General features: G+C 42.0%; 23 protein-coding genes and 1 tRNA gene. 22 read left to right on the top strand and 2 right to left on the bottom strand.

All coding sequences use genetic code 11. From position 1 onward, the window contains the following. The first annotated feature begins 128 nt into the window (after positions 1-128). The 16 genes from mraZ to LS48_RS10515 all read left to right on the top strand — a co-directional run bounded on the left by mraZ (position 129) and on the right by LS48_RS10515 (position 17451). The gene (gene mraZ / locus LS48_RS10590) at positions 129-602 is read left to right on the top strand and encodes a division/cell wall cluster transcriptional repressor MraZ (RefSeq protein WP_045079354.1); all 474 of its coding nucleotides are present in this window, start codon (positions 129-131) and stop codon (positions 600-602) included. After that, on the top strand, positions 589-1485 hold the full coding sequence (gene rsmH, locus LS48_RS10585; RefSeq protein ID WP_062622620.1) for a 16S rRNA (cytosine(1402)-N(4))-methyltransferase RsmH: 897 nt from the start codon (positions 589-591) through the stop codon (positions 1483-1485). Before mraZ ends, rsmH begins: the two co-directional genes overlap by 14 nt. Positions 1486-1555: 70 nt before the next feature. Beyond that, on the top strand, positions 1556-1882 hold the full coding sequence (locus tag LS48_RS10580; protein WP_062622503.1) for an FtsL-like putative cell division protein: 327 nt from the start codon (positions 1556-1558) through the stop codon (positions 1880-1882). A 136-nt stretch (positions 1883-2018) separates the two neighbouring features. Beyond that, positions 2019-4019 (top strand): PASTA domain-containing penicillin-binding protein, encoded by a 2001-nt coding sequence (locus LS48_RS10575; protein ID WP_062622502.1) that lies wholly within the window; start codon positions 2019-2021, stop codon positions 4017-4019. Next, a complete protein-coding gene (locus LS48_RS10570) occupies positions 4016-5479 on the top strand; it encodes a UDP-N-acetylmuramoyl-L-alanyl-D-glutamate--2,6-diaminopimelate ligase (protein ID WP_062622501.1) in 1464 nt (487 codons plus the stop codon). The genes LS48_RS10575 and LS48_RS10570 overlap by 4 nt, the downstream gene beginning before the upstream one ends. A gap of 3 nt (positions 5480-5482) precedes the next feature. Continuing rightward, on the top strand, positions 5483-6724 hold the full coding sequence (gene mraY / locus LS48_RS10565) for a phospho-N-acetylmuramoyl-pentapeptide-transferase (protein WP_062622500.1): 1242 nt from the start codon (positions 5483-5485) through the stop codon (positions 6722-6724). 95 nt (positions 6725-6819) lie between these two features. Beyond that, positions 6820-8157: a UDP-N-acetylmuramoyl-L-alanine--D-glutamate ligase gene (gene murD, locus LS48_RS10560; protein ID WP_062622499.1), complete on the top strand. Its 1338-nt coding sequence runs from the start codon at positions 6820-6822 to the stop codon at positions 8155-8157. 55 nt (positions 8158-8212) lie between these two features. Continuing rightward, positions 8213-9403: an FtsW/RodA/SpoVE family cell cycle protein gene (locus tag LS48_RS10555; RefSeq protein WP_062622498.1), complete on the top strand. Its 1191-nt coding sequence runs from the start codon at positions 8213-8215 to the stop codon at positions 9401-9403. Then, on the top strand, positions 9400-10494 hold the full coding sequence (gene murG / locus LS48_RS10550) for an undecaprenyldiphospho-muramoylpentapeptide beta-N-acetylglucosaminyltransferase (protein WP_062622497.1): 1095 nt from the start codon (positions 9400-9402) through the stop codon (positions 10492-10494). The genes LS48_RS10555 and murG overlap by 4 nt, the downstream gene beginning before the upstream one ends. A gap of 80 nt (positions 10495-10574) precedes the next feature. Next, the gene (gene murC, locus LS48_RS10545) at positions 10575-11930 is read left to right on the top strand and encodes a UDP-N-acetylmuramate--L-alanine ligase (RefSeq protein ID WP_076692456.1); all 1356 of its coding nucleotides are present in this window, start codon (positions 10575-10577) and stop codon (positions 11928-11930) included. After that, entirely contained in the window at positions 11920-12636 is a 717-nt protein-coding gene (locus tag LS48_RS10540; RefSeq protein WP_062622495.1) for a cell division protein FtsQ/DivIB, read from the top strand. The genes murC and LS48_RS10540 overlap by 11 nt, the downstream gene beginning before the upstream one ends. A 4-nt stretch (positions 12637-12640) precedes the next feature. Further along, positions 12641-13993, top strand: coding sequence for a cell division protein FtsA (gene ftsA / locus LS48_RS10535; RefSeq protein ID WP_062622494.1), 1353 nt, complete (start codon positions 12641-12643; stop codon positions 13991-13993). Between the two features lie 63 nt (positions 13994-14056). Continuing rightward, positions 14057-16030, top strand: coding sequence for a cell division protein FtsZ (ftsZ, locus tag LS48_RS10530; protein ID WP_062622493.1), 1974 nt, complete (start codon positions 14057-14059; stop codon positions 16028-16030). A 147-nt stretch (positions 16031-16177) separates the two neighbouring features. After that, positions 16178-16627 (top strand): GatB/YqeY domain-containing protein, encoded by a 450-nt coding sequence (locus LS48_RS10525; RefSeq protein WP_062622492.1) that lies wholly within the window; start codon positions 16178-16180, stop codon positions 16625-16627. A 79-nt stretch (positions 16628-16706) separates the two neighbouring features. Then, positions 16707-16780 (top strand) — tRNA-Arg (locus LS48_RS10520). Between the two features lie 311 nt (positions 16781-17091). Next, on the top strand, positions 17092-17451 hold the full coding sequence (locus LS48_RS10515) for a SpoIIAA family protein (RefSeq protein ID WP_045079222.1): 360 nt from the start codon (positions 17092-17094) through the stop codon (positions 17449-17451). A 23-nt stretch (positions 17452-17474) separates the two neighbouring features. Here the strand turns inward: LS48_RS10515 and LS48_RS10510 are convergent, their stop codons facing one another. Next, the gene (locus LS48_RS10510) at positions 17475-17915 is read right to left on the bottom strand and encodes a DUF1569 domain-containing protein (protein ID WP_062622491.1); all 441 of its coding nucleotides are present in this window, start codon (positions 17913-17915) and stop codon (positions 17475-17477) included. A 126-nt stretch (positions 17916-18041) separates the two neighbouring features. Here LS48_RS10510 and radC point away from each other — a divergent pair, with 126 nt between their 5' ends. The 6 genes from radC (at position 18042) to LS48_RS10480 (ending at position 23522) form a co-directional block, all read left to right on the top strand. After that, entirely contained in the window at positions 18042-18737 is a 696-nt protein-coding gene (gene radC, locus LS48_RS10505; protein ID WP_062622490.1) for a RadC family protein, read from the top strand. 6 nt (positions 18738-18743) lie between these two features. Next, a complete protein-coding gene (locus LS48_RS10500) occupies positions 18744-20039 on the top strand; it encodes a DUF7033 domain-containing protein (RefSeq protein WP_062622489.1) in 1296 nt (431 codons plus the stop codon). Next, entirely contained in the window at positions 20029-20718 is a 690-nt protein-coding gene (locus LS48_RS10495; RefSeq protein ID WP_062622488.1) for a YjjG family noncanonical pyrimidine nucleotidase, read from the top strand. The genes LS48_RS10500 and LS48_RS10495 overlap by 11 nt, the downstream gene beginning before the upstream one ends. Positions 20719-20768: 50 nt before the next feature. After that, a complete protein-coding gene (locus tag LS48_RS10490; RefSeq protein ID WP_045079227.1) occupies positions 20769-21314 on the top strand; it encodes a hypothetical protein in 546 nt (181 codons plus the stop codon). A 4-nt stretch (positions 21315-21318) separates the two neighbouring features. Beyond that, the gene (locus tag LS48_RS10485; RefSeq protein WP_062622487.1) at positions 21319-22734 is read left to right on the top strand and encodes a DUF5723 family protein; all 1416 of its coding nucleotides are present in this window, start codon (positions 21319-21321) and stop codon (positions 22732-22734) included. A 143-nt stretch (positions 22735-22877) separates the two neighbouring features. Further along, the gene (locus LS48_RS10480; protein WP_131807720.1) at positions 22878-23522 is read left to right on the top strand and encodes a hypothetical protein; all 645 of its coding nucleotides are present in this window, start codon (positions 22878-22880) and stop codon (positions 23520-23522) included. Here LS48_RS10480 and LS48_RS10475 read toward each other — a convergent pair. Then, positions 23519-24796: a replication-associated recombination protein A gene (locus LS48_RS10475; protein WP_062622485.1), complete on the bottom strand. Its 1278-nt coding sequence runs from the start codon at positions 24794-24796 to the stop codon at positions 23519-23521. The genes LS48_RS10480 and LS48_RS10475 overlap by 4 nt on opposite strands. Positions 24797-24833: the final 37 nt, after the last annotated feature.

Genomic DNA, 24833 nt, shown 5'->3' with positions numbered 1-24833 from the left:
CATTGCCAGTTCCATTTTAGGTTATCTACAATGTGGTAAAACTTATCAACAATGTGGTAGAATGTGGTAAAAAGTGGGAAAAGTTATATATATTTGAAACTATAAATTACAAATCGGGAATTTCCACAATGCTCAATCTAATAGGCACATACGAATGTAAAGCAGACGTAAAGGGACGGGTCATGGTACCTGCGCCGCTGAAAAAGCAGTTGGCGACCGTGGCTCCCGAGGGCTTCGTTATCAAGCGCGCGGTCTTCCAGCCCTGCCTGGAAATTTACCCGATGAAGGAATGGGACGCCCTCATGCTGAAAATGGGCGAGCTGAACCGATTCAACAGAAAAAATAACGATTTCATAAGAAGGTTTACGGCTGGCGTAAAGACTGTGGAGCTTGATGCTACGGGCCGATTGCTCATTCCAAAGGACTTGCTCTCTTTTGCCGGCATCAACAAGGAAATTGTGTTCTCTTCCGCGATAAACATTGTGGAGGTTTGGGATAAGGATAAATACGAACAGGCTATTGACGATGCCGCAAGCGATTTTGCCGATTTGGCCGAAGAAGTAATGGGAAACAAAAGCAATGATGGTGATGGAATATCATAATCCGGTTTTGCTGAAAGAAACTGTTGAAGGGCTTAACATAAAGCCAGATGGGGTTTATGTTGATGTCACTTTCGGCGGTGGCGGCCACTCCCGCGAAATCCTGAAGCGTTTGGGTCCCACTGGAAAACTCATCGCCTTCGACCAGGACAAGGACGCTTTGCAAAACGCTATCGACGATACGCGTTTTTTGCTTATAAACCAAAATTTTCGGTTTCTGAAGCGATTTTTGAGATTCCACGGTTTTAGGACCGTTGATGGCATTTTGGGCGATTTTGGGGTTTCATCGCATCAGTTTGATGTGGCCGAGAGAGGTTTTTCAACCCGTTTTGAAGCCGATTTGGATATGCGTATGAATCGCGATACAAATTTTTCGGCATATACGGTGGTCAACAAATATGAAGAGGCCCAATTGCGAAATGTGCTTTCAAATTACGGTGAATTGCGAAGCGCTGCAGGAATGGCCCGCGTAATTGTGGAAGCGCGCCAGACCGAAAAGATAAAAACGAGCGAACAATTAAAAAAAGTGCTCAGCAGGTTTCTGCCAGCGCATAAAGAAAACAAGATTTTGGCCCAGATTTATCAGGCCATTCGCATCGAGGTGAATCAGGAACTGGAGGCGTTGAAAGAGTTTTTGCTTCAAACGAACGAAGTTTTAAAACCGGGTGGGCGCCTTAGTTTAATAAGCTATCACTCTTTGGAAGATAGGTTGGTGAAAAGATATATCCGCAACGGATTGTTTGAGGGGGAACCGGAGAAGGATGCTTTTGGGCATTTTGAAGTTCCATTTAAGGCGGTGGGGAAGTTTATAATCCCTTCCAAAGAAGAAATAAAACAAAACAACCGTGCCCGAAGCGCCAAGCTTCGCATAGCGGAAAAAATATAACGTAGGCGCGCGATTCATAGCGCGCTAAATTAACGAATCAACGAATCCCGAATTAACGAATTAACAAATTTTGAAAGAAGGTTTTTACAACATAATAAAAGGAAAATTTTTGGTGAGCGACGACGCGCTGAAAAACTGGCGCTTTATCATTTTCCTCTCCGTATTGGCTTTGATTATGATTGGCAGTTCGCACAGCGCAGACAAAAAAGTCCATAAAATTTCAAAATTGAATGCACAGGTAAAAGAACTGAAAAGCGAATATGTTGACGTGCGAATGTTGTTGATGCAGGCACGGATGGAGAGCAAAATTATTGCCGCAATGGAAAGTCATGGGTTGCAACCATCCACAACGCCCCCGAAGAGAATTAGGATTACAAAGGAGGAGAAAAAAGATTAAAGAATAAAGAAGAAAGAATAACAATACCCCGTCCCTAAGGGAAGCCGTCATCCTTCCATATAGGCATCGGGTGTAAAACCAAAAAACTGAGCGCTGAATACTGCGTACCGAACACTGACTACTGAATACTGAAAAAATGGCTTTTGAGGAAAAAAACATATTAAACCGTCTATACGTCGTTGCCGGATGCATGTTTCTTTTTGCGCTTGCCATTAGTGTGAAGTTGATGAACATCCAGTTTGTGGATGGTGAAAAATATCGCGAATTGGCAAAGGAAAACACCACGAAAAACTTCGTGATTCCTGCAAACCGCGGAAATGTTTACGCCGACGATGGTAGTCTTTTGGCTACTTCAGTCCCAAAATATGACATCCGCTTTGACGCCGTAACGGTTTCTTCGGAAGATTTCAAGGAAAATTTAAAGCCGCTTTCCGAAGGGTTGAGCAAAATGTTTGGGAAGCCCGTGTCGCATTATCAAAATATGTTCAGAAAAGCGCGAGCCGATAAAAACAGGTATTTGCTTATCGTAAAAAATCTGGGCTATTCAGATTATATAAAGGTAAAAAACCTGCCGCTTTTCCGCAAAGGCCCCTACAAGGGTGGAATAATTGTGGAGCAGCGCACCGTCCGCGAGCATCCCATTGGTAAGATAGCGCAACGCACCGTGGGCGATGAGGCTTATGACCGTCCGGGATACTACGCCGTTGGTTTGGAAGGGGCATTCAACGATTTGCTCACGGGCAAGGAAGGCCATAGGCTAAAGCAAAAAATAGCCAAGGGCCAGTGGAAGCCAATTTCCGACGACAATGAGATTGAGCCGCAGGATGGCTATGATATCGTTTCAACCATAAATGTAAATATTCAAGACATTGCCCACCACGCCTTGCTAAAACAATTGGAATATTATGAAGCCGAGCACGGAACCGTAATTGTGATGGAAGTAGCAACGGGCGAAATAAAAGCCGTCTCAAATTTGGGCCGCACCTCCAACGGAACCTATTATGAAAAATTGAACTACGCCATCGGCGAATCGCACGAGCCGGGCTCTACCTTTAAGGTAATGGCAATGATGGCCGCTTTGGAAGATAAGGTAATAGACACCAGTACCGTGGTTGATACAGGCAACGGCGTAAAGGTTTTCTACGGAAGAAAAATTTACGATTCGCACCGCGGCGGCTACGGAAAAATATCTGCGGCGAAAGCTTTGGAAGTTTCCTCAAACATTGGGTTGGCTACAATTATAAATGATAACTATTCCAAAAATCCCAACAAATTCATCAATCGTTTAAAAAGCTGGCATCTTACCGAAAAAACAGGCGTTGCCATTAAGGGTGAAGGCGTACCAATGATTCCACAGCCTGGGGATAAAAAGTGGAGCAAGAATGCACTACCTTCTATGGCCTATGGGTATAACTTACGTCTCACTCCACTCCAAACCTTAAATTTTTACAATGCCATTGCCAATAATGGCGTAATGGTAAAACCTCGTTTTATAAAAGAAGTCCGCGCTTGGAATGAAAAAGTAACGACCTACGACACCAAAGTTATAAACCCTAAAATCTGCTCTGATGAAACCTTGGCGAAAATCAAGGAAATTATGAAGAACACGGTAATACGTGGTACGGGTAAATCGCTTTATTCCCCAGATTTTTCAATGGCGGGGAAAACTGGGACTGCACAAACCGAATATTGGATGCCAGACTGGAAAAGCAATCGCCGGTATATTTCTTCTTTCGCAGGCTTTTTTCCCGCGGAAAACCCAAAGTATTCCTGTATCGTGATTATCCACAAACCGAGTACGAAAAAAGGGTTTTACGGTGCTGATGTTTCGGGACCTGTTTTTAAAAGAATTGCCCAGAAAATTTTTACCGAGTCCCGAAATATCGACAAAGTTGAAGCCATAGAACGGCCCGACCCAACTATTGAGAAGGATTTTGAAAGATATTATGCCAAGTTGCAACAACCCGCCAAAACAATTCCGAATGTAACCGGAATGGCAGGAATGGACGCCGTTTCCTTACTTGAAAATCTCGGGCTGCGAGTGCAGGTTGTGGGCAATGGCACCGTTGCCAGCCAATCCATAAAGTCTGGCGAAACTTTAAAAAAGGGACAAACCATAACCTTGAATTTATCGTGATATTGTTAAAGGACATATTGTACAAAGTTACCATCGAAAGCGTCGTGGGCAGTACTTCCGTGGCCATAAACAATCTGGAATTTGATTCCCGAAATGTTTCTTTGAACGATGTTTTTATCGCCATAAAAGGAACCGTTTCAGACGGGCACCAATTCATAAAAAAAGCTGCTGACCAAGGTGCCTTGGCAATTATTTGCGAAACCTTGCCGGAAAATATCATCAACGGAATTACCTACGTACAGGTTGCGGATTCGCATAAGGCGTTGGCGATAATGGCCGCCAATTACTACGGAAACCCTTCGGAAGAACTGAAGCTTGTCGGTATAACCGGAACCAACGGGAAAACAACGGTTTCTTCTCTTTTATATCAACTTTTTAAAAAAGCGGGCTTGGAAGCTGGCTTACTTTCCACGGTAAAAATAATGGTGGGCGATACAGAATTTAAAGCCACTCACACTACGCCGGATTCGTTGACCATCAACAAATATCTGCGCGAAATGGTGGCCGATGGCGTGGAATATTGCTTTATGGAAGTGAGTTCGCACGGAATTCACCAAAAACGTACCGAGGCGCTTCATTTCACCGGAGGCGTTTTTACCAATCTTTCGCACGATCATTTGGATTATCACAAAGATTTTGCGGAATACCGCGATGTGAAAAAATCCTTTTTTGATGCTTTGCCGAAATCTGCTTTTGCATTGGTAAATGTAGATGACAAAAACGGCTTGGTAATGCTTCAGAATACCAAAGCGAGAAAATATACCTACGCCCTAAAAACCTACGCCGACTATAAAGCCCAAATTTTGGAAAGCCAGTTCACAGGGCAACTTCTGAAAATAAACAATCAGGAATTGTGGGTGAAATTGATTGGCGGATTTAACGCTTATAATCTACTTGCAATTTTTGGTACCGCATATCTTTTGGGGTTGAAGGAACTTGAAATTCTTCAAATAATGAGCACATTGGACAGTGTGGGCGGCAGGTTTCAATATTTAATTTCAGAAAAGAAAATCACTGCCATTGTGGATTATGCACATACGCCCGATGCCCTGAAAAATGTTTTGGAAACCATAAATGAAATCCGCACGGGTAACGAAGAAGTTATAACCGTGGTAGGCTGCGGCGGCGACCGTGACGCGCAGAAGCGCCCGGTTATGGGAAACATTGCCGCTTCGTTGAGCACCAAAGTGGTTTTTACCAGCGACAATCCGCGCACCGAAAATCCCGAAAAAATTATTGAACAGATTGAAAAAGGCGTGCCTGCCGAGCATTATAAAAAGACGATTTCAATAATAAATAGAAAGGAAGCCATAAAAGCGGCTTGCCAAATGGCGCAGGAAAACGACATCATTTTGATTGCCGGAAAAGGCCACGAAAGCTATCAGGAAATAAACGGAGAGCGCTTCGATTTTGATGATTTTAAAATAGTAAACCAACTTTTAACCGCCCTAAACAAATAGCCAATGCTTTACTATTTTTTTGAATATTTGGATAAAACATACGACGTGCCAGGTGCGGGGCTGTTCAATTTTATTACGTTCCGGGCGATTTTGGCGGTTATCCTTTCGCTGTTTATCGCCACGGTTTACGGTAAAAAAATAATCAATTATCTGCAGAAAAAGCAAGTAGGCGAATCTATCCGTGATCTTGGTTTGGAAGGTCAAAACGAAAAAGCGGGAACGCCGACTATGGGCGGAATCATTATCATTCTCGCCACATTGGTTCCTGTTTTACTCTTTGCGAAACTTGAAAATATTTACGTAATCCTTTTGATTGTTACAACCGTTTGGATGGGGACCATCGGTTTTATTGACGATTACATTAAAAAATTTAAAAATGATAAGCAGGGATTACCGGGAAAATTTAAGGTAATAGGCCAAATAGGTTTGGGCCTTTTTGTGGGCGTAACTATGTATTTGCACCCAGACATCATTGTGCAGCGAACCATTGAAAATCCTGAAACTGAAACACAAATAACGGAAGTCATTGCCAAGGAATCCACCAATACTTTTTATGTGAAGGATAAGGCAATGCTTACCACCATTCCCTTTGTGAAGGAAAACGAATTCAACTATGCTGAACTTATAAGCTGGGCGGGCGAAAATTATAAGAGCTATGTCTGGCTCATTTTCATTCCCATCGTGATTTTTATAATCACGGCGGTTTCAAACGGAGCCAATCTCACCGATGGAATTGACGGCCTCGCCGCGGGTACTTCGGCCATCATTGGTCTTACGCTTGCGCTTTTTGCTTGGGTGTCGGGCAACGTAATTTTTGCGGATTATCTCAACATTATGTACATCCCAAACACCGGTGAGATGACGATTTTCATCACCGCGTTCGTAGGAGCGCTTATCGGGTTTTTATGGTACAATACCTATCCCGCCCAAGTATTTATGGGCGATACGGGCAGCTTGACCATTGGCGGAATCATCGCCGTAATTGCAATTGCAGTTCGGAAAGAACTGCTTATACCCATTCTCTGTGGAATATTTCTGATGGAAAATCTTTCGGTGGTTTTACAGGTAAGCTGGTTTAAATACACAAAGAAGAAATTTGGTGAAGGCAGGCGCATTTTCAGAATGTCGCCATTGCATCACCACTATCAAATAAAGGGTTTCCACGAAAGTAAAATTGTTACGCGGTTTTGGATTGTGGGAATTTTTTTGGCAATCATTACGATTGTTACGTTGAAAATTAGATAAAAAGTCGATGAGTCGATGAGTTTAGAAGTTTAGAATAATATGAAAACACTTTGCGCCTTTGCGGCTTTGCGAGGGAAAAATAATTTGACTGAACTATGAAGCAGAAAATCGTAATTCTCGGAGGAGGTGAAAGTGGAGTAGGCACAGCCATTTTAGGATTGAAAAAGGGGTTTGAAGTATTTGTTTCAGACTTCGGAAAAATAAAGGAAAAGTACAAACAAGTTCTTATAAATAATGGAATTGAATGGGAAGAGGAAGGCCATTCCGAAGCCAAAATCTTTTTGGCAGACATAGTGATGAAAAGTCCGGGAATTCCCGATAACGCACCAATCGTTAAAAAGTTGCGCGAAAAGGGAGTGAAGGTTATTTCTGAAATTGAATTTGCTTCAAAATATACAAAGGCAAAAATTGTAGGAATAACCGGAAGCAACGGAAAAACAACCACCGCAAGTTTGACCTATAAATTGCTGAAAGACGGCGGACTTAATGTGGCGTTGGGCGGAAACATCGGGAAGAGTTTCGCAGAGCAGGTTTCCGAAGAGAAGTACGAAAACTTCGTACTCGAACTCAGCAGTTTTCAGCTTGACGGCATTGAAACCTTTGCGCCGCAAATCGCAGTTTTGACCAATCTGAGTCCGGACCATTTGGACCGATATGATTATAAATATGAAAATTATATCGCTTCAAAATTTCGGATAACGATGAACCAAACCTCGCAGGATTACTTCATTTATGATGCAGATGATGTTGAAATAATAAAGTGGCTTTCGCAAAATTCCATAAAATCACAACCGCTGCCTTTTTCGGTAAAAAAGGAACTGAACCAGGGAGCTTTTAAAAGAAATAACGAAATAATAATAAAAATAAATAATACAGAATTTACTATGCCAATCGCAACAATCGGAATACAAGGGGAACACAATGTAAAGAACGCCATGGCTGCATCAACGGTAGCTACATTATTGAGAATCAGAAAACAGACAATCCGTGAAAGTCTGGAAGGATTTCAGGGCGTGGAGCACAGGTTGGAAAAGGTTTTAAAAATCAACAATGTGATGTACATAAACGATTCCAAAGCCACCAACGTAAATGCTACATTTTTTGCACTTGATAGTATGGAAAACCCAACCGTGTGGATTGTGGGCGGGGTGGATAAAGGCAACGATTACAGTGAACTGTTGCCGTTGGTAAACGAAAAAGTAAAGGCGATTATCTGCTTGGGAGTTGATAACGAAAAAATAATCAATGCCTTCGGAAACGTTGTGGATACAATAATTGAAACCGATTCCATGGCAATGGCGGTGCAGGTTGCCTACAAATTGGCTGAAAGAAATAACACGGTTTTGCTTTCCCCGGCCTGTGCAAGTTTTGATCTTTTTGAAAACTATGAAGACCGCGGAAGACAATTTAAAGATGCAGTTAGAAATTTGTAAAAAAACGAAATACGAAAACGGAAATACGAAATTTTAGAAACCAGAAACATTTCAAGTGAAAAACATTTTCCATTACATACAGGGTGATAAAGCAATCTGGGGAATTGTAGGTCTTTTGGCACTATTTTCCTTTTTGCCGGTATATAGCTCCAGTAGTAATCTGGCGTATTTGTACGGAGATGGAAGCACGCTGCCTTATTTGCTCCGTCATTTTTCACACCTTGTATTGGGCTTTGGAATTTTGTATGGCGTTCATAAAATACCTTATCACTATTTCCGGGGGCTTTCCATTATCGCCATGCCCGTTATTATCCTGCTGTTGATTATCACAATGGCGGAAGGCACCACGATTGACGGCGCAAACGCAAGTAGGTGGATACGCTTGCCGTTTGTGGGTATAACATTTCAGACTTCAACACTGGCTGGCGTGGTTTTGATGACTTATGTGGCGCGTTATCTTTCGCGCATAAAAGACAAAACCGTTACCTTCAAGGAAACCATTTTACCGCTCTGGGTACCTGTATTTATAGTGCTCGCATTAATACTTCCTGCTAACTTTTCTACCACTGCAATCTTTTTTTCAATGATTGTAATGCTCGTTTTCGTAGGTGGGTATCCATTGAAGTATTTAGGGATAATCCTAGGAGCCGGATTGATTTTCCTCACGCTCTTCGTGCTTACCGCAAAAGCATTTCCGGGCGTTTTCCCAAATCGTGTGGATACTTGGATAAGTCGTGTTGAAAATTTCAGTGATGATAAAGATACCGAAGCCGATTACCAAATCGAAAAAGCAAAAATAGCAATTGCTTCAGGCGGTGTGGCAGGTTTGGGACCAGGCAAAAGTGTTCAAAAGAACTTTTTGCCACAGTCCTCCTCCGATTTTATTTATGCAATTATTGTTGAGGAATTTGGCCTTTTGGGCGGCATGTTTTTGATGGTTTTGTATTTGTTTCTGCTTTTTAGGATCGTGGTGGTCGCGCATAAATCAACCTCCGTTTTTGGAAAGTTGTTGGTTATTGGCGTAGGCTTGCCCATTGTTTTTAGGGCGATGATAAATATGGCGGTGGCTGTGGAACTGTTTCCGGTAACCGGACAAAATTTACCATTGATAAGCAGTGGGGGTACTTCAATTTGGATGACGTGTCTGGCACTTGGAATGATTTTAAGCGTGAGCGCAAAACGGGAGGTGGTTGCCAAAGAAGAAAAGGAAGAAAATCCATTGGATATATTAAGCGAAGCAATTTGAAATATAAATTCATCATATCAGGCGGAGGCACCGGAGGTCATATTTACCCGGCGGTTGCCATTGCGAACGAGTTAAAAACCCGTTTTCCCGATGCTGAATTTTTGTTCGTTGGCGCAAAGGATAGAATGGAAATGGAAAAGGTGCCACAGGCAGGTTATAAAATAAAAGGCCTGTGGATTTCTGGGCTGCAACGGAGTTTATCATTGCAGAATTTGGCGTTTCCGTTGAAACTTGTTTCCAGTCTTGGAAAATCGCTTAAAATTCTTAAAAACTTCAAACCCGATGTTGCAATCGGTACGGGCGGTTATGCCAGTGCTCCCTTGTTGCGAATGGCGGCTTTAAAAGGGATTCCTTGCTTAATTCAAGAGCAGAACAGCCACGCAGGAATAACCAACAAATGGTTGAGCAGTAAAGTTCAGAAGATTTGTGTGGCTTATGAAGGAATGGAAAAATTCTTTCCTTCGGAAAAAGTAAGAATAACGGGCAATCCCGTGCGGCAGGATTTGCTGGATATTTCTTTAAAAAGGGAAGAAGCAGTAGCTTTCTTCAACTTGAAAAAAGAAAAGAAAACGTTGTTGGTTTTGGGCGGAAGTCTCGGTGCACGCCGTATCAACCAGTTGATTGAAAAATCATTGCCGTTTTTTGAAAAGAACAATTTGCAGGTTATTTGGCAATGCGGTAAATTTTACGAAGAAACCTATAAAAACAAAGGTTCCCAAACGGTCCAAATCCATCCCTTTTTAAACCGAATGGATTTGGCATACGCGGCGGCAGATTTCATCATTTCGCGTGCGGGAGCACTTTCGGTTTCTGAACTGTGTTTGGTGGGCAAGCCCGTGATTTTCATTCCCTCGCCAAACGTTGCCGAAGACCACCAAACCAAAAACGCACTGGCAATTTCAGAAAAAAATGCCGCGTTATTGATTAAGGAAAGTGAACTGGATGCCAATTTCGAAAACGAGTTTTCAGCATTGCTCGCTTCCGAAGAAAAGCAGAAAACACTTTCTGAAAACATAAAAAAACTGGCAAGACCAAATGCCACAAAAGATATAGTTGAAGAGATTGAGAAATTATTAGAAAAAAGTCGATGAGTTGAGAAGTCGATGAGTATAGTGGCTAAACTTCTAAACACATCAACCCATCGACTAAATTAAACCTGAAACATTAAATTTTGAATAACCTAAAAGACATACAAACCTTCTACTTCGTCGGCATAGGCGGCATTGGGATGAGTGCGCTTGCACGCTATTTCAAAATGCAGGGGAAGGCTGTTTTTGGGTACGATAGAACTTCAACCGATTTGACCGAGGAATTGATTTCGGAAGGCATCCCGGTTACTTTTATTGATGAAATTTCTGAAATTCAAAAAGAAGTTCTTTCAAAAGAGAATGTTTTGGTGGTTTACACGCCCGCCATTCCAAAGGGCAACAAGATTTTAAATTATTTCTTTTCAGAAGATTTTCAAATCGTAAAACGTGCCCAGCTTTTGGGCGAGGTTTCCAAAAACACACTTTGCCTCGCCGTTGCCGGAACGCACGGAAAAACTACGACTTCGGCCATTTTGGGGCATTTATTGGCGGAATGCAATATGCCGGTAACCGCGTTTTTGGGTGGGATTGCGGAAAACTATAATTCAAATTTTATTTATAAAGGCAACGAAATAACCGTTGTTGAGGCAGATGAATTTGACCGTTCCTTTCTGCAGCTTCGTCCAGATATTGCCTGCGTAACCTCAATGGACGCAGACCATTTGGACATTTATGGCGATGCCTCAGAAATAGAGAATGCCTTTAGGGCTTTCGCGCGATTGGTGGAAAAAGAAGAAAATGTTTTCATAAAAAAGAACCTTTCGTTGGACGGGATGACCGTTGGCGTTGAAGAAGCCGCGGATTATTCGGCCCAAAATGTTAAAATAAAGAACGGTGCATATCTTTTCGATTTAAGAACTCCGAACGGAACTTTGGAAAACTTGACCTTCCTTCTTCCCGGGCACCACAATCTTACAAATGCCATCATGGCTTTGGGTATGGCGATTTTAGCAGGCTCCCCAACCGATCGTCTGCCCAAAGCATTGGCATCATTTAAAGGGGTGAAGCGCCGCTTTTCCTATAAAATAAAAACCGATGAATTGGTTTTGATAGACGATTATGCGCACCATCCCACAGAGATTGATGCGCTATTTCAGGCCGTGGACGAAATGTACCCCAACGATCACAAACAGATTGTCTTTCAGCCGCATCTTTTCAGCAGAACGCGCGATTTTGCTGAAGGTTTCGCCAAAAGTCTGCCACAATTTGACGAGGTAGTGCTGCTGGATATTTATCCCGCAAGGGAAGAGCCCATTGAAGGAATTACTTCCAAATGGCTTTTGGACCAAGTGATTGCAAAAAACAAGCGGTTGGTTGTTAAATCTGCCCTGCCCGAGGTTCTGCTGAAGTCAAAATGCAGAATAAAATTGCTCGTAGGGGCAGGAGATATAGGCGTTGAAGTGAATAAGTTAACCAAAAAATTGAAAAATGAAACGTAGTATTGAAATCATCAAATTTATCATTTTGCTGGGTATTATGGCGTTTCTTTTCAGCTTTACAAAAAAGCGAAATGACGCCCGTAAAATCAAGAAGGTGGACGTAGAATTTGTGGATGAAAACAGTCCTTTTATCACCTACAACACAGTTAATAAATTGTTGATACAAAATCAAGACAAGGTTACGAGCATAGGCAAAGAAGCTTTAGTTTTGAAGAAGATGGAGCAGCGGCTTCAGGAAAACCCTATGGTTCGTGATGTTCAGGTGTATGTATCGGTGGACGGTACGTTGGGGGCAAAAATTGAGCAGCGCAAACCAATAGGCAGAGTATCCGCTTCGCCTGATTATTATCTGGATGCCGATGGTAAAAAGATGCCGCTCTCTGATGTGTACTCGGCAAGAGTGCCAATAATTACGGGAACTTCAAAAAATAATTTTAATGAAGTTACCCAATTGCTGCTAAAAATCAATGACGACGAATTTATGAAACAAAGCGTGGTGGGGTTAAACAGAAAAATGAACGGCGAGATAGAATTGGAGCTGCGAAAAATGAATTTTAAAGTGCTTTTTGGGAAGCCGGATAACATTGAGAAAAAGTTTCAAAACTTTAAAGCATTTTACAAGAAAACTAAACAGGACAGTACGCTGTATGGGTACAATATGGTGAATCTGAAATTTGAAAGTCAGGTAATAGCCACAAAAAAGTAAGGTCATGGAAAACGAGAACATTGCTGTAGGATTGGATATTGGAACTACCAAGATAGTTGCCATGATTGGGAGAAAGAACGATTATGGCAAAATGGAGGTATTGGGGATTGGCAAAGCCAAAAGCCTCGGGGTGCACCGTGGCGTGGTAAACAATATTACGCAGACCATTCAGTCCATTCAGCAGGCGGTGCAGGATGCCGAGACCTCTTCCGGAATGAAGATTAAGGAAGTTGTGGTGGGCATTGCCGGCCAGCATATAAGAAGCCTTCAGCATAGCGACTACATTACCCGTCCCAATGGCGAGGATGTAATAAAGGAAGAAGATATAGACCGTCTTTGCAACCAAGTACACAAACTGGTTATGCTTCCGGGAGAAGAAATCTTGCACGTACTGCCGCAGGATTTTAAGGTTGATGGGCAGGCCGAAATAAAAGAACCTATCGGCATGTACGGCGCACGATTGGAAGCCAACTTTCACGTGGTGGTAGGGCAGGTTTCCTCCATTAGAAATGTGGGCAGATGTATTAAAAGCGCCGGTCTGGAGCTTTCCGCAATCACTTTGGAGCCTTTGGCTTCGGCAAAAGCGGTACTGAGCCAAGAGGAAAAAGAAGCAGGTGTAGCCTTAATTGATATAGGTGGCGGCACTACAGATTTAGCGATTTTTAAGGATGGCATTATTCGCCATACTGCCGTAATTCCTTTTGGTGGAAATGTAATTACCGAAGACATAAAGGAAGGCTGTTCCATTATTGAAAAACAAGCCGAACTTCTGAAAATAAAATTTGGCTCCGCTTGGCCTGGGGAAAATAAAGACAACGAAATAGTCTCAATTCCTGGCCTGAGAGGGAGAGAGCCCAAGGAAATCAGCTTAAAAAACCTTTCAAAAATAATCCACGCCCGCGTTATCGAAATTATCGAGCAGGTGTATATGGAAATAAAAAACTACGGGCACGAGGACCAAAAAAAGAAACTTATCGCGGGAATCGTACTTACGGGCGGCGGCGCACAGCTGCAGCATATAAAGCAATTGGTGGAATACATCACGGGAATGGACACCCGCATAGGTTATCCCAACGAGCATTTGGCTGGTGACAGCGATGCCGAAACCACCAGCCCTATGTATGCGACCGCAGTGGGCTTGGTGCTTAACAGCTTGGAAAGTAAGGAGAAATCTTCGTTGATGAAGCGTTTTTCACATGAAATCACTTCCGAAGAAACAGTGGAAAAGGCTGAAGAGACCGAAGTTGAAGAAGAAAAAAAGAAAGAAAAGAATAAAGAAAAAGAGCAAAAAACCTCCAAGCGGTTTTTTGATAAATGGGCGGAAAAGTTCAAGGAATTTTTGGACAATGCCGAATAAAGTGTTTAGTAGCGGTAGAAAGTAAAAATAGGCAATAAAAAATTGTAATAAAAAATAAAAGACATGAGCAGCAAAACAGAATTTGACAACATTTCCTTCGATCTGCCAAAGAACCAATCCAATGTGATTAAGGTTATTGGCGTGGGTGGCGGAGGAAGTAACGCCATTAACCATATGTTCAGCCAGGGCATAAAGGGAGTTGACTTTGTAATATGCAACACAGATGCACAGGCTTTGGAGAACAGTCCGGTGCCAATCAAAATCCAATTGGGGGTTTCCCTCACCGAAGGCCTGGGAGCTGGTGCCAACCCTAAAGTAGGGGAGCAGTCTGCCGTGGAAAGTATGGAAGAAATCCGCAATATGCTTACCACCAATACAAAAATGATCTTTATCACGGCCGGAATGGGCGGTGGCACAGGTACCGGTGCTGCGCCAATTATTGCCAAAATGGCCAAGGATATGGATATTTTAACGGTTGGTATTGTAACCATTCCATTCCAATTTGAAGGAAAAACCCGAAACGACCAAGCACAGATTGGTGTTGAAAAACTGCGCCAAAATGTGGATTCGTTAGTGGTTATCAACAACAATAAATTGCGCGAAGTCTATGGAAACCTCGGTTTTAAGGCAGGCTTCTCAAAAGCTGATGAGGTTTTGGCCACCGCTGCTCGTGGTATTGCCGAAGTAATTACGCACCACTACACCCAAAACATTGACCTTCGCGATGCAAAGACCGTACTTGCCAATAGCGGGACCGCCATTATGGGAAGCGCTACCGCTTCTGGCGCCAACAGGGCCAAAGAAGCCATCGGTAAGGCATTGGATTCGCCTTTGCTAAACGACAATAAAATAAAAGGTGCCAAAAACGTATTGCTGCTTATCGTTTCTGGAACAGATGAAATTACCATAGATGAAATTGGCGAAATAAGTGACCATATTCAGAATGAAGCCGGTCATAGCGCAAACATCATTATGGGTGTGGGCGAAGAAGAAAGCCTTGAAGGTTCCATCGCTATTACCGTGATTGCCACAGGTTTTAACGTGGAGCAACAGAATGAAATAGTAAATACCGAAACCAAAAAGATAATCCACACCCTGGAAGACGAACAAAAGGCCGAGCACGACCTAACCCCAAAGGCTACTGCAAGTACGGTAAAATTGCCGGAAAAGCCCTTGGGCCAACAACCGAAAGCGCAGGCTCCGGTTGTAAAGCACACACTTTTTGACGATGCCGAAATAGAAGAAAAACTTCCTTTTGACGGTTATATCAAAACTTCGGAATTATTGAAAAACCTAAACGTTTCCTATGAAGAAGTCAAAGTTGGAAATATAGAGGAATTCAACCAAGTCGAGGTAAATAAAATGAACGTGAACGAATTCGTAATTGTTGAGGCGCCCAATAAGGAAGCCGAAAAAGATTCGAATATCGCTACCCCAACTTCCGAAGAGAACGATGACCAAATATTGATGTTTGATCTCCCTATCAATTCGGCCCCCAAAAAACCCGAAAAGAAAGACAAGGATGAAACGGTTTTCTTTGATCTGGGCGAAATCGAGGTACAGGATCACATAGAAGTTATTCCCATTACAGAAGTTTCGGGTGAAGGAATAAAGCGTTACAGTCTGGACGATTATCAAGAAGTTGAGAATCGGCTGAACAGCGCCAAACCCTCAAAATTGGTTGCGGAGGAAATAGAGGACGAAGAAATTGTTTTTGAAAAAAGAACAGTTGCAGAGCCCAATGCGAAGGAGGTAGAAACCCAAATTGAGGAGGACCCCATGAATTCGCCCATCTCCAAAATATTGAGCGAGCGTACCGAGGAGCGCAAACGGAAAATGAAAGAGTTCAATTATAAATTTAAAAACAGTCCTTCGCGAATCGATGAGATTGAAAAACAACCTGCCTACAAGCGTATGGGAATTGATCTTAACGAAACAAAAAACGAACCCAACATCTCCAGAACCTCGGTAAATACTGAAGATGATGAGATTGAATTGCGCAAGAACAATTCGTTTTTGCACGACAATGTTGACTAAGTGATATTTTTTTCACTTAAAGCAGAAGCCCGAATTTCTTAATTGAGTTTGGGCTTTTTTATGCGTATTTTCATCTTATAAAACTTGCAATAGTTTTTCGCATTTCGGCTGAATTAAGTATCTTCGTACGCTATTAAAAACAAAGGAATGAGCTTACAGGAAAAGATAATGGATGCAATGAAAACCGCGATGAAATCGAAGGACACCCAGTCTTTGGAGGCATTGCGTTCCGTGAAATCTGCCCTGCTTCTGGCACAGACCGAAACGGGTTCAAAGGCAGATTTGACCGAGGAGGAAGAGATAAAATTGCTGCAAAAGCAGGTAAAGCAACGTAAGGACAGTGCTGCAATTTATAAGGAACAGGGGCGCGAGGATCTTGCAGAACCGGAATTGGCCCAGGCAAAGGTAATAGAGCAGTTTTTGCCACAACAGTTAAGCGAGGATGAGGTGGGCAAGATTGTGGATGAAATCATCGCTGAAACGGGAGCTTCCTCTATGGCCGATATGGGAAAGGTAATGGGATTGGCCACCGCAAAAATAGCGGGCAAAGCCGATGGTAAAACCATTTCCACCGCAGTGAAGAAGAGACTTTCCTAATTTCTAGTTATTGGTTAATAAGTTATTGGGTTATTAGGTTAATATGATTCGAAATTAAATATTTTTGAACATTGAACACGGCCGCGTGGCGCAACTGAATAGCGCATCAGATTTCGGCTCTGAGGGTTGGGGGTTTGAATCCCTCCGCGGTCACGAATAAATAAAAGGAAGAAAAAAGTTTTGAGCTTGCTCAAGAAACTTTTTTCTTCCTTTTCATTTTCAATCCCCATAGCTATCGGGAGGAGCTTTTAGGGATGCACGTAGAGAATCCCATTCGTCAATTCGTGGTTAATTTCTAACCTCGTCCAAAAAAACTTTCTTTCCTCTTCCTATACCGTTTACGAAGAATCTCCAGCAAATTTTCCCACATTAAAAATGTGTTAATTAATACATCTTTAATATCGATAGCCCTCAATAATTTTTAACTTCAAATCTCAAGAAAAGTTAAACTTAAAATATACATTATGTTTACCATCGTGAACGGTCTTCCGGCAGATATTCTTGGAATCATAATCTCCGGAAAAACCACCGAAACGGATTACGACCAACTGAATCCATTAATGGAAAAACACAAAATGGAGCACGGCGAAATAAAGCTTTTTGCCGAAATTGACGAGTTAAATTATACCGTCAAGGCCATGTGGGAAGATTTAAAAACAGACCTACATTACTGGAAGGACATTAAAGCCGTAGCCATCGTGACAGATAAAGAATGGCTCGAAAAATCCATGGAAGCCTTTGGCGCTATTATCCCAGGGATGAAAGTCAAGGGTTTTGAGCTTTCCGAAAGACAGGAGGCAATAAATTGGCTAAAGGAACAATAAAGAGCCTATTGTTAGGCTTGATTCTATACGCCAAATTGCTGTAAATGGTGGTCCAAATGCTTGTACTGCATCTTGCCCCACTGCTCGGCAGAAAATTTCCCGAAAATAGGGTGTGGCTCCCAGAGCGTTTGGTTTTTCTTGGTATGAAATTCAGCAATCAATTTTTTGAGCACTACTTTTTCCGTTGCAAAATCCTTGTCTTCCAAAACTCTAAATGAGCTTGCCGTCGGTAGATTTCGCTTCCACGGTTTGTCATTATATAATGATTTCTTGAATAAAAAGGCAAGCGGAAAAAACTGCTTTTTTATCTTCCCCTTTCCCAAGGTAACCTTTAGCGGTTCCTGACAATGTCTTAACATTTGGCCCACGCTCATCTTGCCCCAAAGTTTCTCCGAGTTTGCGGAAAGGTTATCTATCCTGTCGTTAATTTCGGAAAATGCGGCTTCTTCAAAAAGTGATTTCATATAAAAATTTGCTTGGTTCCGAATATAAATTTATTCAATAAATATGAAATCTTCATTTAAGAATATTGTTTTCAATTTTTTATGCCGTTTGGGCATACATTATTATCTTTAGTGAAAAGCTAAAGTATGGAAGAAAACAACTCCTTTTCCATAAAAAACTGGAACGAAGACGACCGGCCGCGCGAAAAATTGCTGCTGAAAGGCCGAACGGCATTGAGCGATACCGAACTGATTGCCATCCTGATTGGTTCCGGTAGCCGGAACGAAAGTGCAGTATCGCTAAGCCAACGTATTTTAGCTTCAGTTAGCAACAATTTAAGTGAATTGGGAAGGCTTTCCATCCCAGAACTGATGGAGTTCAAGGGCATTGGCGAGGCCAAGGCAATTTGCATAGCCGCCGCAATGGAACTGGGCCGAAGAAGAAGAACGGGCGAAGCATTGGAGCGAAAAAAAATTACTTCCAGCAATTCCGTTTTTGAATATGTGCAGCCTATAATTGGCGAACTTCCGCACGAGGAGTTTTGGATACTTTATCTAAACAATTCAAATAAAATCATTAAAAGCGCACAGCTTAGCAAGGGTGGAATTACGGGGACGGTAGTAGATGTACGCCTCGCTTTTAAGGATGCGCTGCAGTTGGGCGCCGTGGGTATAATTTTGGCACACAACCATCCCTCGGGCACGTTGAAGCCCAGCCAGGCAGACATCCAGCTTACCAAAAAGCTAAAAACGGCGGGCGATAGTCTGGACATAAAGGTGCTGGATCACCTTATAATTACTGAAAAAGCGTACTTTAGCTTCGCCGATGAAAATATGCTGTAACCCGCTATGTTGTTAATTTACGCCCAAAAATCCACTCCCCGTATTTCCTATATTTTTAAGCATATTTGTCTGCGAATCTTGGGGATTGAGGTTGCGTTTACTTCTGAAATAGAAGAATTCATTGCGCACATTGGCCCCAAAATTTCATATGGCAAGAAACCGTTGGGCAACGAACTTTTCTTTCAAAGTTATGGGCTCTTGGAGCAGCAAGGGCTTGAGGCGATTGACGTGTCGGTGAAAAAATGGGGCGACACCTTTGGCTTCTTTTCAGTCTCCAACAATAGTGCGCTTCCTTTTGACATTTTTGCCTCCAGCTTTTTTATGATTACGCGTTATGAGGAGTATCTGCCCCACGTAAAGGATGAGGTTGGGCGTTTTATGGCTTCGGAGAGCTTGGCGTTCAAGCACGGGTTTTTGCAGCAGCCCATTGTTGATATTTGGGCGCATTTGTTTAAGGCAAAACTATTGGAAACCTTTCCCGAGATGGAATTTCCCGAAAAAAAAATTACAATCCATCCCGTTATTGTTGCCTCGCAACCGTATGCGTATAAGCAGAAGGGCGTATTCCGTTCCGTTATTGGGTATTTGGATAGTTTTTTCCACGGAAAATTTCGCAATATATTAAATAGGACACAAGTTATTTTGGGCTTGAAGCGCGACCCGCTGGATACTTTTAAATGGCTCATAAACAAGGCCACGAGGAGAAATTTTAATTTGACGGTATTCTTTCTATTGGGCAATGCCCTGTCCTTTAACGAGAGTATGAACACGCACCGCCAAAAGTTTAAGATGCTCATCAAATTTGTGGCGGATTATAAAGAAGTAGGGCTTATTTTTTCGTTTGGGGCGTTGAGCAATTATGAAATTTTAAAAACCGAAAAGCGCCGAATGGAGGAAATAACAAACCGTGCGCTAAGCAGCTCCATGAATTCGGAATTTTTGGTAAACTTGCCCGATATTTATCGGCATTTGGTAGAGTTGGAGGTAAAGCGGGATTTTACGATGGTATTCCGGGACACTGTGGGCTTTCGCGCCGGAACCTGCACCCCGTTTCTTTTTTATGATTTGGATTATGAGATAAAAACGCCCCTGGTTGTGCATCCCATAGCAATGACAACTTTGGCATTTCAGAAGAAATATGCATCGGATATCGAAAAAACGGTTAACAATACCCTCGCGGCAGTTGAAAAGGTGAATGGAACTTTTACGATGATTTTTTCAAACAGCGATTTTTCTTCCGAGGAAAACAACAAAGTTTGGCGCAAGATTTTAGCTGAAAAATTACAGGAATATGCAGAATAATGGAATAACGGATGTCTTTTTCGATTTGGACCACACCCTTTGGGATTTTGATAAAAACTCAGGTTTGGCGTTTGAAAGGGTTTTCAGAAAACATAAAATTGAATTGCCCTTAGCCGAATTTTTAAGGGTATATGAACCCATAAACCTCGATTATTGGAAAAAATATCGCGAGGACCGCGTAAGCAAGGAACAACTTCGTCGGGGCCGATTGACGGAAACCTTCGATTGTTTCAAATTGAAATTTCCATTGGAAACGATCGATTCGCTCGCCCATTGCTATATTGAAGAATTGCCCATCGACAACCATCTATTTACCGGGGCCGTTGACATTCTCGATTATCTTTCGGCCAATTATAGACTTCATATCATCACCAATGGGTTTGAGGAAGTACAGCATCTTAAACTTCACAACAGTGGTATAAAAAAATATTTCAGTACGGTAACCACTTCGGAAGAGGTAGGGTTAAAGAAGCCCCATCCTGTTATATTTGAAACTGCCCTAATGAAAGCTTCGGTTGCATCAACACAGAGTGTTATGATTGGCGACAGCTTGGAAGCAGATATTATTGGGGCCCAAAAAGCGGGAATGCATACTTTGTTTTTTAATTATCGCAATGAAATGGTTACGGCACCACATTTTGCCATTAGCGAACTTTCTGAAATTAAAAAGCATTTGTAGTAATAATCCTGCATAAAAGTGCGTTAACAACAGGTAAATTATCCCCACATATGAATAAAACCCTATCCCGTTCCATAATTATGGTCTGTGCTTGCCTATTTTTAACGGCCTGCATAAAGGATACTGATTTTGACCAAGCCGAAGATATTGCCCTTACCCCAGTGGTTGAATTGGACTTAATATATTTCAATTTAGACGCCAGACAGTTTTATGACACTATAAATTCAAACCCCGTACTTACCGTTACAGACACTACCGAAATTAAATTCCTGGATGATAGTACCCTTCAGGAAAGCTTAAAGCGTGCGGAGTTCTATTTTAAGTTCACGAACGGTATTCCCAGAAATTTCCAAGTAGATTTTCAGTTTTTAAATGAAGCAAACGATACAACCTATGTGGCGGGAACCTCTGTTTCTGAAGGCTTGCCCACGGCTCCCGTGATTACCGAATATATTGAAAACGTTGAGGGGGATGATATTCTTCGCCTTACTCAGGCCAATAAGGTTGTGGTTTCCGTAACCATAGCCTCTTCCGAAGAAAATTTGGAAGGCATTTTAAATTTAAAATCCAAAACAACCTACTTTTTGGAATACTAATACCATGCGAAATTTATTTACCTACATATTTTCCCTCGTGGGATTATTTGCTTTTTCCCAAAATAAGCAAATACTCTACGGTTTTGACGACATTCCCCAATCACTGATGTTGAATCCCGGTAGCGAGGTTACCCAAAAGAAACATTACGGAATTCCTTTTTTATCACAAATCCATTTCAATGGCGGTTCGTCGGGCGTTTCTGCTTATGATATTTTTAAGGATGGCAATGACAATATCAACGACCGTATTACGCGGCAGTTATTTAAAATGAAACATACCGATTTCTTTACCGCTACCCAGCAATTGGAACTTATCAATTTCGGTTGGCGAGCAAAAAATGATATCTATTTTTCTGGCGGAATTTACCAGGAATTTGACTTTATAGTCTATTTTCCGAAAGATTTGGCCGTACTCGCTTGGGAAGGAAACCGGGATTATCTGGATTATCCATTTGATTTGGGGGAAATAAGCACTACAGGCGATTTTATGACAGTATATCATTTTGGGTTGAATAAACAAATCAGTGATAAACTAACCGTGGGTGGGCGATTGAAGCTGTATTCGAGTATGTTCAGCTACCGAAGTGTAAACAATACCGGAAGTTTTGTGACCCGATTGGGAGATAACGATTCAGAAAATATTTACGAGCACATTGTTCAGGATGCTGATGTTAGTGTTCAAACTTCGGGCTACGCGTCCTTGAGGGATTTAGATGGTGCATCACAAGTAACCAGTGAAATCTTGGGCCGCGCCTTTTTTGGAGGAAATATTGGAGTAGGGGTGGACCTGGGTTTTACTTATGATATCAACGAAGCATTAACACTTTCTGCCAGTGCGCTTGATGTGGGAGCAATTTTTCACTCAAAGGATGTGGAAAGCTATCGGGCGCATGGAACTTATACTTTGGACGGGATTAACTTAATTTTTCCACCGCTTAATGAAGGAGATTCCACACTTCCGTATTATGATGACCTCGAAGATGAAATAGAACGTGAAATTCCTATTGATACGCTTCATAATTCATATACACAGTTTCGTCCTACAAAATTGAATGCTGGGCTAAGTTTCGGTTTTGGAAGATTCAATAGCGCGGGCGATTGTGATTGTTTAAATATGGGTGGAGGAAAGCTTCACAAGCAAAATGTAGGTTTGCAATTTTACGCTATGTTTAGACCCAAAGGAGCCCAAATGGCAGGAACCTTGTTCTATCACAGAAGAATTACTGACTATTTATCTGCAAAAGCAACATATACAGTAGATTCATATTCGTTTTCAAATGTTGGGTTAGGGGTTTCTACTGACATTGGTAAACTTAACTTTTATCTCGCTGCTGACAATCTTATAAGGTATGGCAATTTAGCAAAAGCAAAAAGTGTATCTTTGCAATTAGGGTTTAACATTATAATTGACGAAGAATGACACGATTTTTCCTGCTAGTAACCGCCTTATTTTTATCGATAAACTTACATGCACAACAAACAAACTTGAACGATTATAGTTACGTAATCATTCCTGATCAGTTTGATTTTCTTAAATCAAAGGATCAATTTCAATTAAATTCAATGACCAAGTTTTATTTTGAAAAAAGCGGTTTCAATGCTTATTTGGCAGATTCGGCCCCAAACGCAAACCGTTGTGATGGCCTTTATGCCAATGTGGAAGAATTGAAAACATTATTTGGCACAAAACTACAAGTGGTTCTGAAAGATTGTAAGGACAATGAAATTTATAGGAGCCAAGAAGGAAAAAGCAAGTATAAGGAATTTGACAAAAGCTATCAAGATGCACTCCGCAAGGCTTTCAGTAGTGTAGAGTTGCTGAATGTTAAACAGAGAGAGGTTGTGTTGTTGGGCACTTCGCAAGTAGCTTCTTCCGAAGAAAGACAGCCGAAGTCCCAAATATCTGCATCTTCAAAACCGAAAACATCCACGGTTTCGGGCAATTTGCTTCCCGATGCAAAATTTTCAAACTACAGCCGTGAAGGAAAGACATTTCTGCTCAGAAAAACTTCAGAAGGGTATTCTTTATACGAAGAAACTGCCAGCGCTGAGGACGGATTGCTGCTAAAGGGAAAAATAATAGTAATGGATAATGTGGTGAAATTTATGGATACTTCGGGAAATGTGGCAAATGCCTCCTTTGATGCTTCGGGAAATCTTACGATAAATGATGGCGCGTCAACCACTGTTTATACTTCCGTGAATTAAAAATCGTATTTGTCCTGCCAGAGCTGTTTCAAATAACTTTTTAAGGAATTTTCCTTGGGATTGTTTCCGGGTTTGTAAAATGTGGTGCCCTTAATTTCTTCGGGCAGGAACTCGTGGGGAACAAAATTGCCTTCGTAATTATGGGCATATTCATATTCCTTACCATAGCCCAATTGCTTCATAAGCTTTGTAGGCGCGTTTCTGATAGATAGCGGCACCGATAAGTCTCCCGTTTGCCGAACCAGCTGTTGTGCCTCGCCAATTGCTTTATACGAAGCATTGCTCTTCGGGGAAGTTGCCAAATAAATGGCACACTGGCTTAAAATGATGCGTGCTTCGGGATAGCCGATAGTATTAACCGCCTGAAAAGTACTGGTAGCAAGCAAAAGGGCGTTTGGGTTTGCCATCCCAATATCCTCGGAAGCCAATATCACCATTCTTCGCGCAATGAACTTGATATCTTCGCCACCCTCAATCATCCGGGCCAACCAATAGACGGCCGCATTTGGGTCGCTACCACGAATGGATTTTATAAATGCGGAAATAATATCGTAATGTTGCTCGCCGGTCTTATCGTACAGCACCGTATTTTTCTGTGCTTTCTGCATTGCCAAATCATTCGTAATGGTGAGTTTATCGGCTTTTTCCGATAGCACAACCAACTCCAAAATGTTTAATAACTTGCGCGCATCACCGCCCGATAGACGAATTAGAGCTTCGGTTTCCTTTAGGGTCACTTTTTTTTGGGAAAGAATTTTATCTTCCTTTAAAGCTCTTTTCAATAGAGCTTCCATATCTTCACGACTGAAAGATTGCAATACGTAAACCTGACAGCGTGATAATAGTGCGGGAATTACCTCAAAACTGGGATTTTCTGTAGTAGCACCAATAAGTGTTATCCAACCTTTTTCTACTGCGCCCAAAAGCGAATCCTGCTGCGATTTACTGAAACGGTGAATTTCATCTATAAAAAGAATGGGGTTTTTGGTGGAGAAGAGGTTGTCGCTTTTCTTTGCTTTTTCAATTACTTCCCGAACCGCGGCAACGCCACTATCCACCGCGCTCAGGGTATAAAAAGGCCTGCCGCTTTCATTGGCAATTATATTTGCGAGTGTTGTCTTGCCCGTGCCCGGAGGCCCCCAAAAAATCATGGAGGGAATCATCCCCGTTCCCAATTGTGAAGTGAGGGAACCTTTGGGTCCCACCAAATGCTGCTGGCTTAAATAACCTTCGAGGGTGGTGGGGCGGATACGTTCGGCGAGGGGTGCGTTCATAGTTTTTCAAAATTACAATTTTAATAAATCGCTTTCA

This window comes from Aequorivita aquimaris, assembly GCF_001573155.1.
Lineage (GTDB): Bacteria > Bacteroidota > Bacteroidia > Flavobacteriales > Flavobacteriaceae > Aequorivita > Aequorivita aquimaris.
The sequence above is the reverse complement of the archived record's forward strand: the minus strand, read 5'-3'. Positions and strand labels throughout refer to the sequence as shown.

Bases quoted from the DNA above. Each gene is read 5' to 3' on its own strand.
- mraZ (WP_045079354.1), top strand. From the start codon at position 129: ATGCTCAATCTAATAGGCACATACGAATGTAAAGCAGACGTAAAGGGA.
- rsmH (WP_062622620.1), top strand. From the start codon at position 589: ATGGAATATCATAATCCGGTTTTGCTGAAAGAAACTGTTGAAGGGCTT.
- LS48_RS10575 (WP_062622502.1), top strand. From the start codon at position 2,019: ATGGCTTTTGAGGAAAAAAACATATTAAACCGTCTATACGTCGTTGCC.
- mraY (WP_062622500.1), top strand. From the start codon at position 5,483: ATGCTTTACTATTTTTTTGAATATTTGGATAAAACATACGACGTGCCA.
- murD (WP_062622499.1), top strand. From the start codon at position 6,820: ATGAAGCAGAAAATCGTAATTCTCGGAGGAGGTGAAAGTGGAGTAGGC.
- LS48_RS10540 (WP_062622495.1), top strand. From the start codon at position 11,920: ATGAAACGTAGTATTGAAATCATCAAATTTATCATTTTGCTGGGTATT.
- ftsA (WP_062622494.1), top strand. From the start codon at position 12,641: ATGGAAAACGAGAACATTGCTGTAGGATTGGATATTGGAACTACCAAG.
- ftsZ (WP_062622493.1), top strand. From the start codon at position 14,057: ATGAGCAGCAAAACAGAATTTGACAACATTTCCTTCGATCTGCCAAAG.
- LS48_RS10525 (WP_062622492.1), top strand. From the start codon at position 16,178: ATGAGCTTACAGGAAAAGATAATGGATGCAATGAAAACCGCGATGAAA.
- LS48_RS10515 (WP_045079222.1), top strand. From the start codon at position 17,092: ATGTTTACCATCGTGAACGGTCTTCCGGCAGATATTCTTGGAATCATA.
- LS48_RS10510 (WP_062622491.1), bottom strand. From the start codon at position 17,915: ATGAAATCACTTTTTGAAGAAGCCGCATTTTCCGAAATTAACGACAGG.
- radC (WP_062622490.1), top strand. From the start codon at position 18,042: ATGGAAGAAAACAACTCCTTTTCCATAAAAAACTGGAACGAAGACGAC.
- LS48_RS10500 (WP_062622489.1), top strand. From the start codon at position 18,744: ATGTTGTTAATTTACGCCCAAAAATCCACTCCCCGTATTTCCTATATT.
- LS48_RS10495 (WP_062622488.1), top strand. From the start codon at position 20,029: ATGCAGAATAATGGAATAACGGATGTCTTTTTCGATTTGGACCACACC.
- LS48_RS10490 (WP_045079227.1), top strand. From the start codon at position 20,769: ATGAATAAAACCCTATCCCGTTCCATAATTATGGTCTGTGCTTGCCTA.
- LS48_RS10485 (WP_062622487.1), top strand. From the start codon at position 21,319: ATGCGAAATTTATTTACCTACATATTTTCCCTCGTGGGATTATTTGCT.
- LS48_RS10480 (WP_131807720.1), top strand. From the start codon at position 22,878: ATGACCAAGTTTTATTTTGAAAAAAGCGGTTTCAATGCTTATTTGGCA.
- LS48_RS10475 (WP_062622485.1), bottom strand. From the start codon at position 24,796: ATGAACGCACCCCTCGCCGAACGTATCCGCCCCACCACCCTCGAAGGT.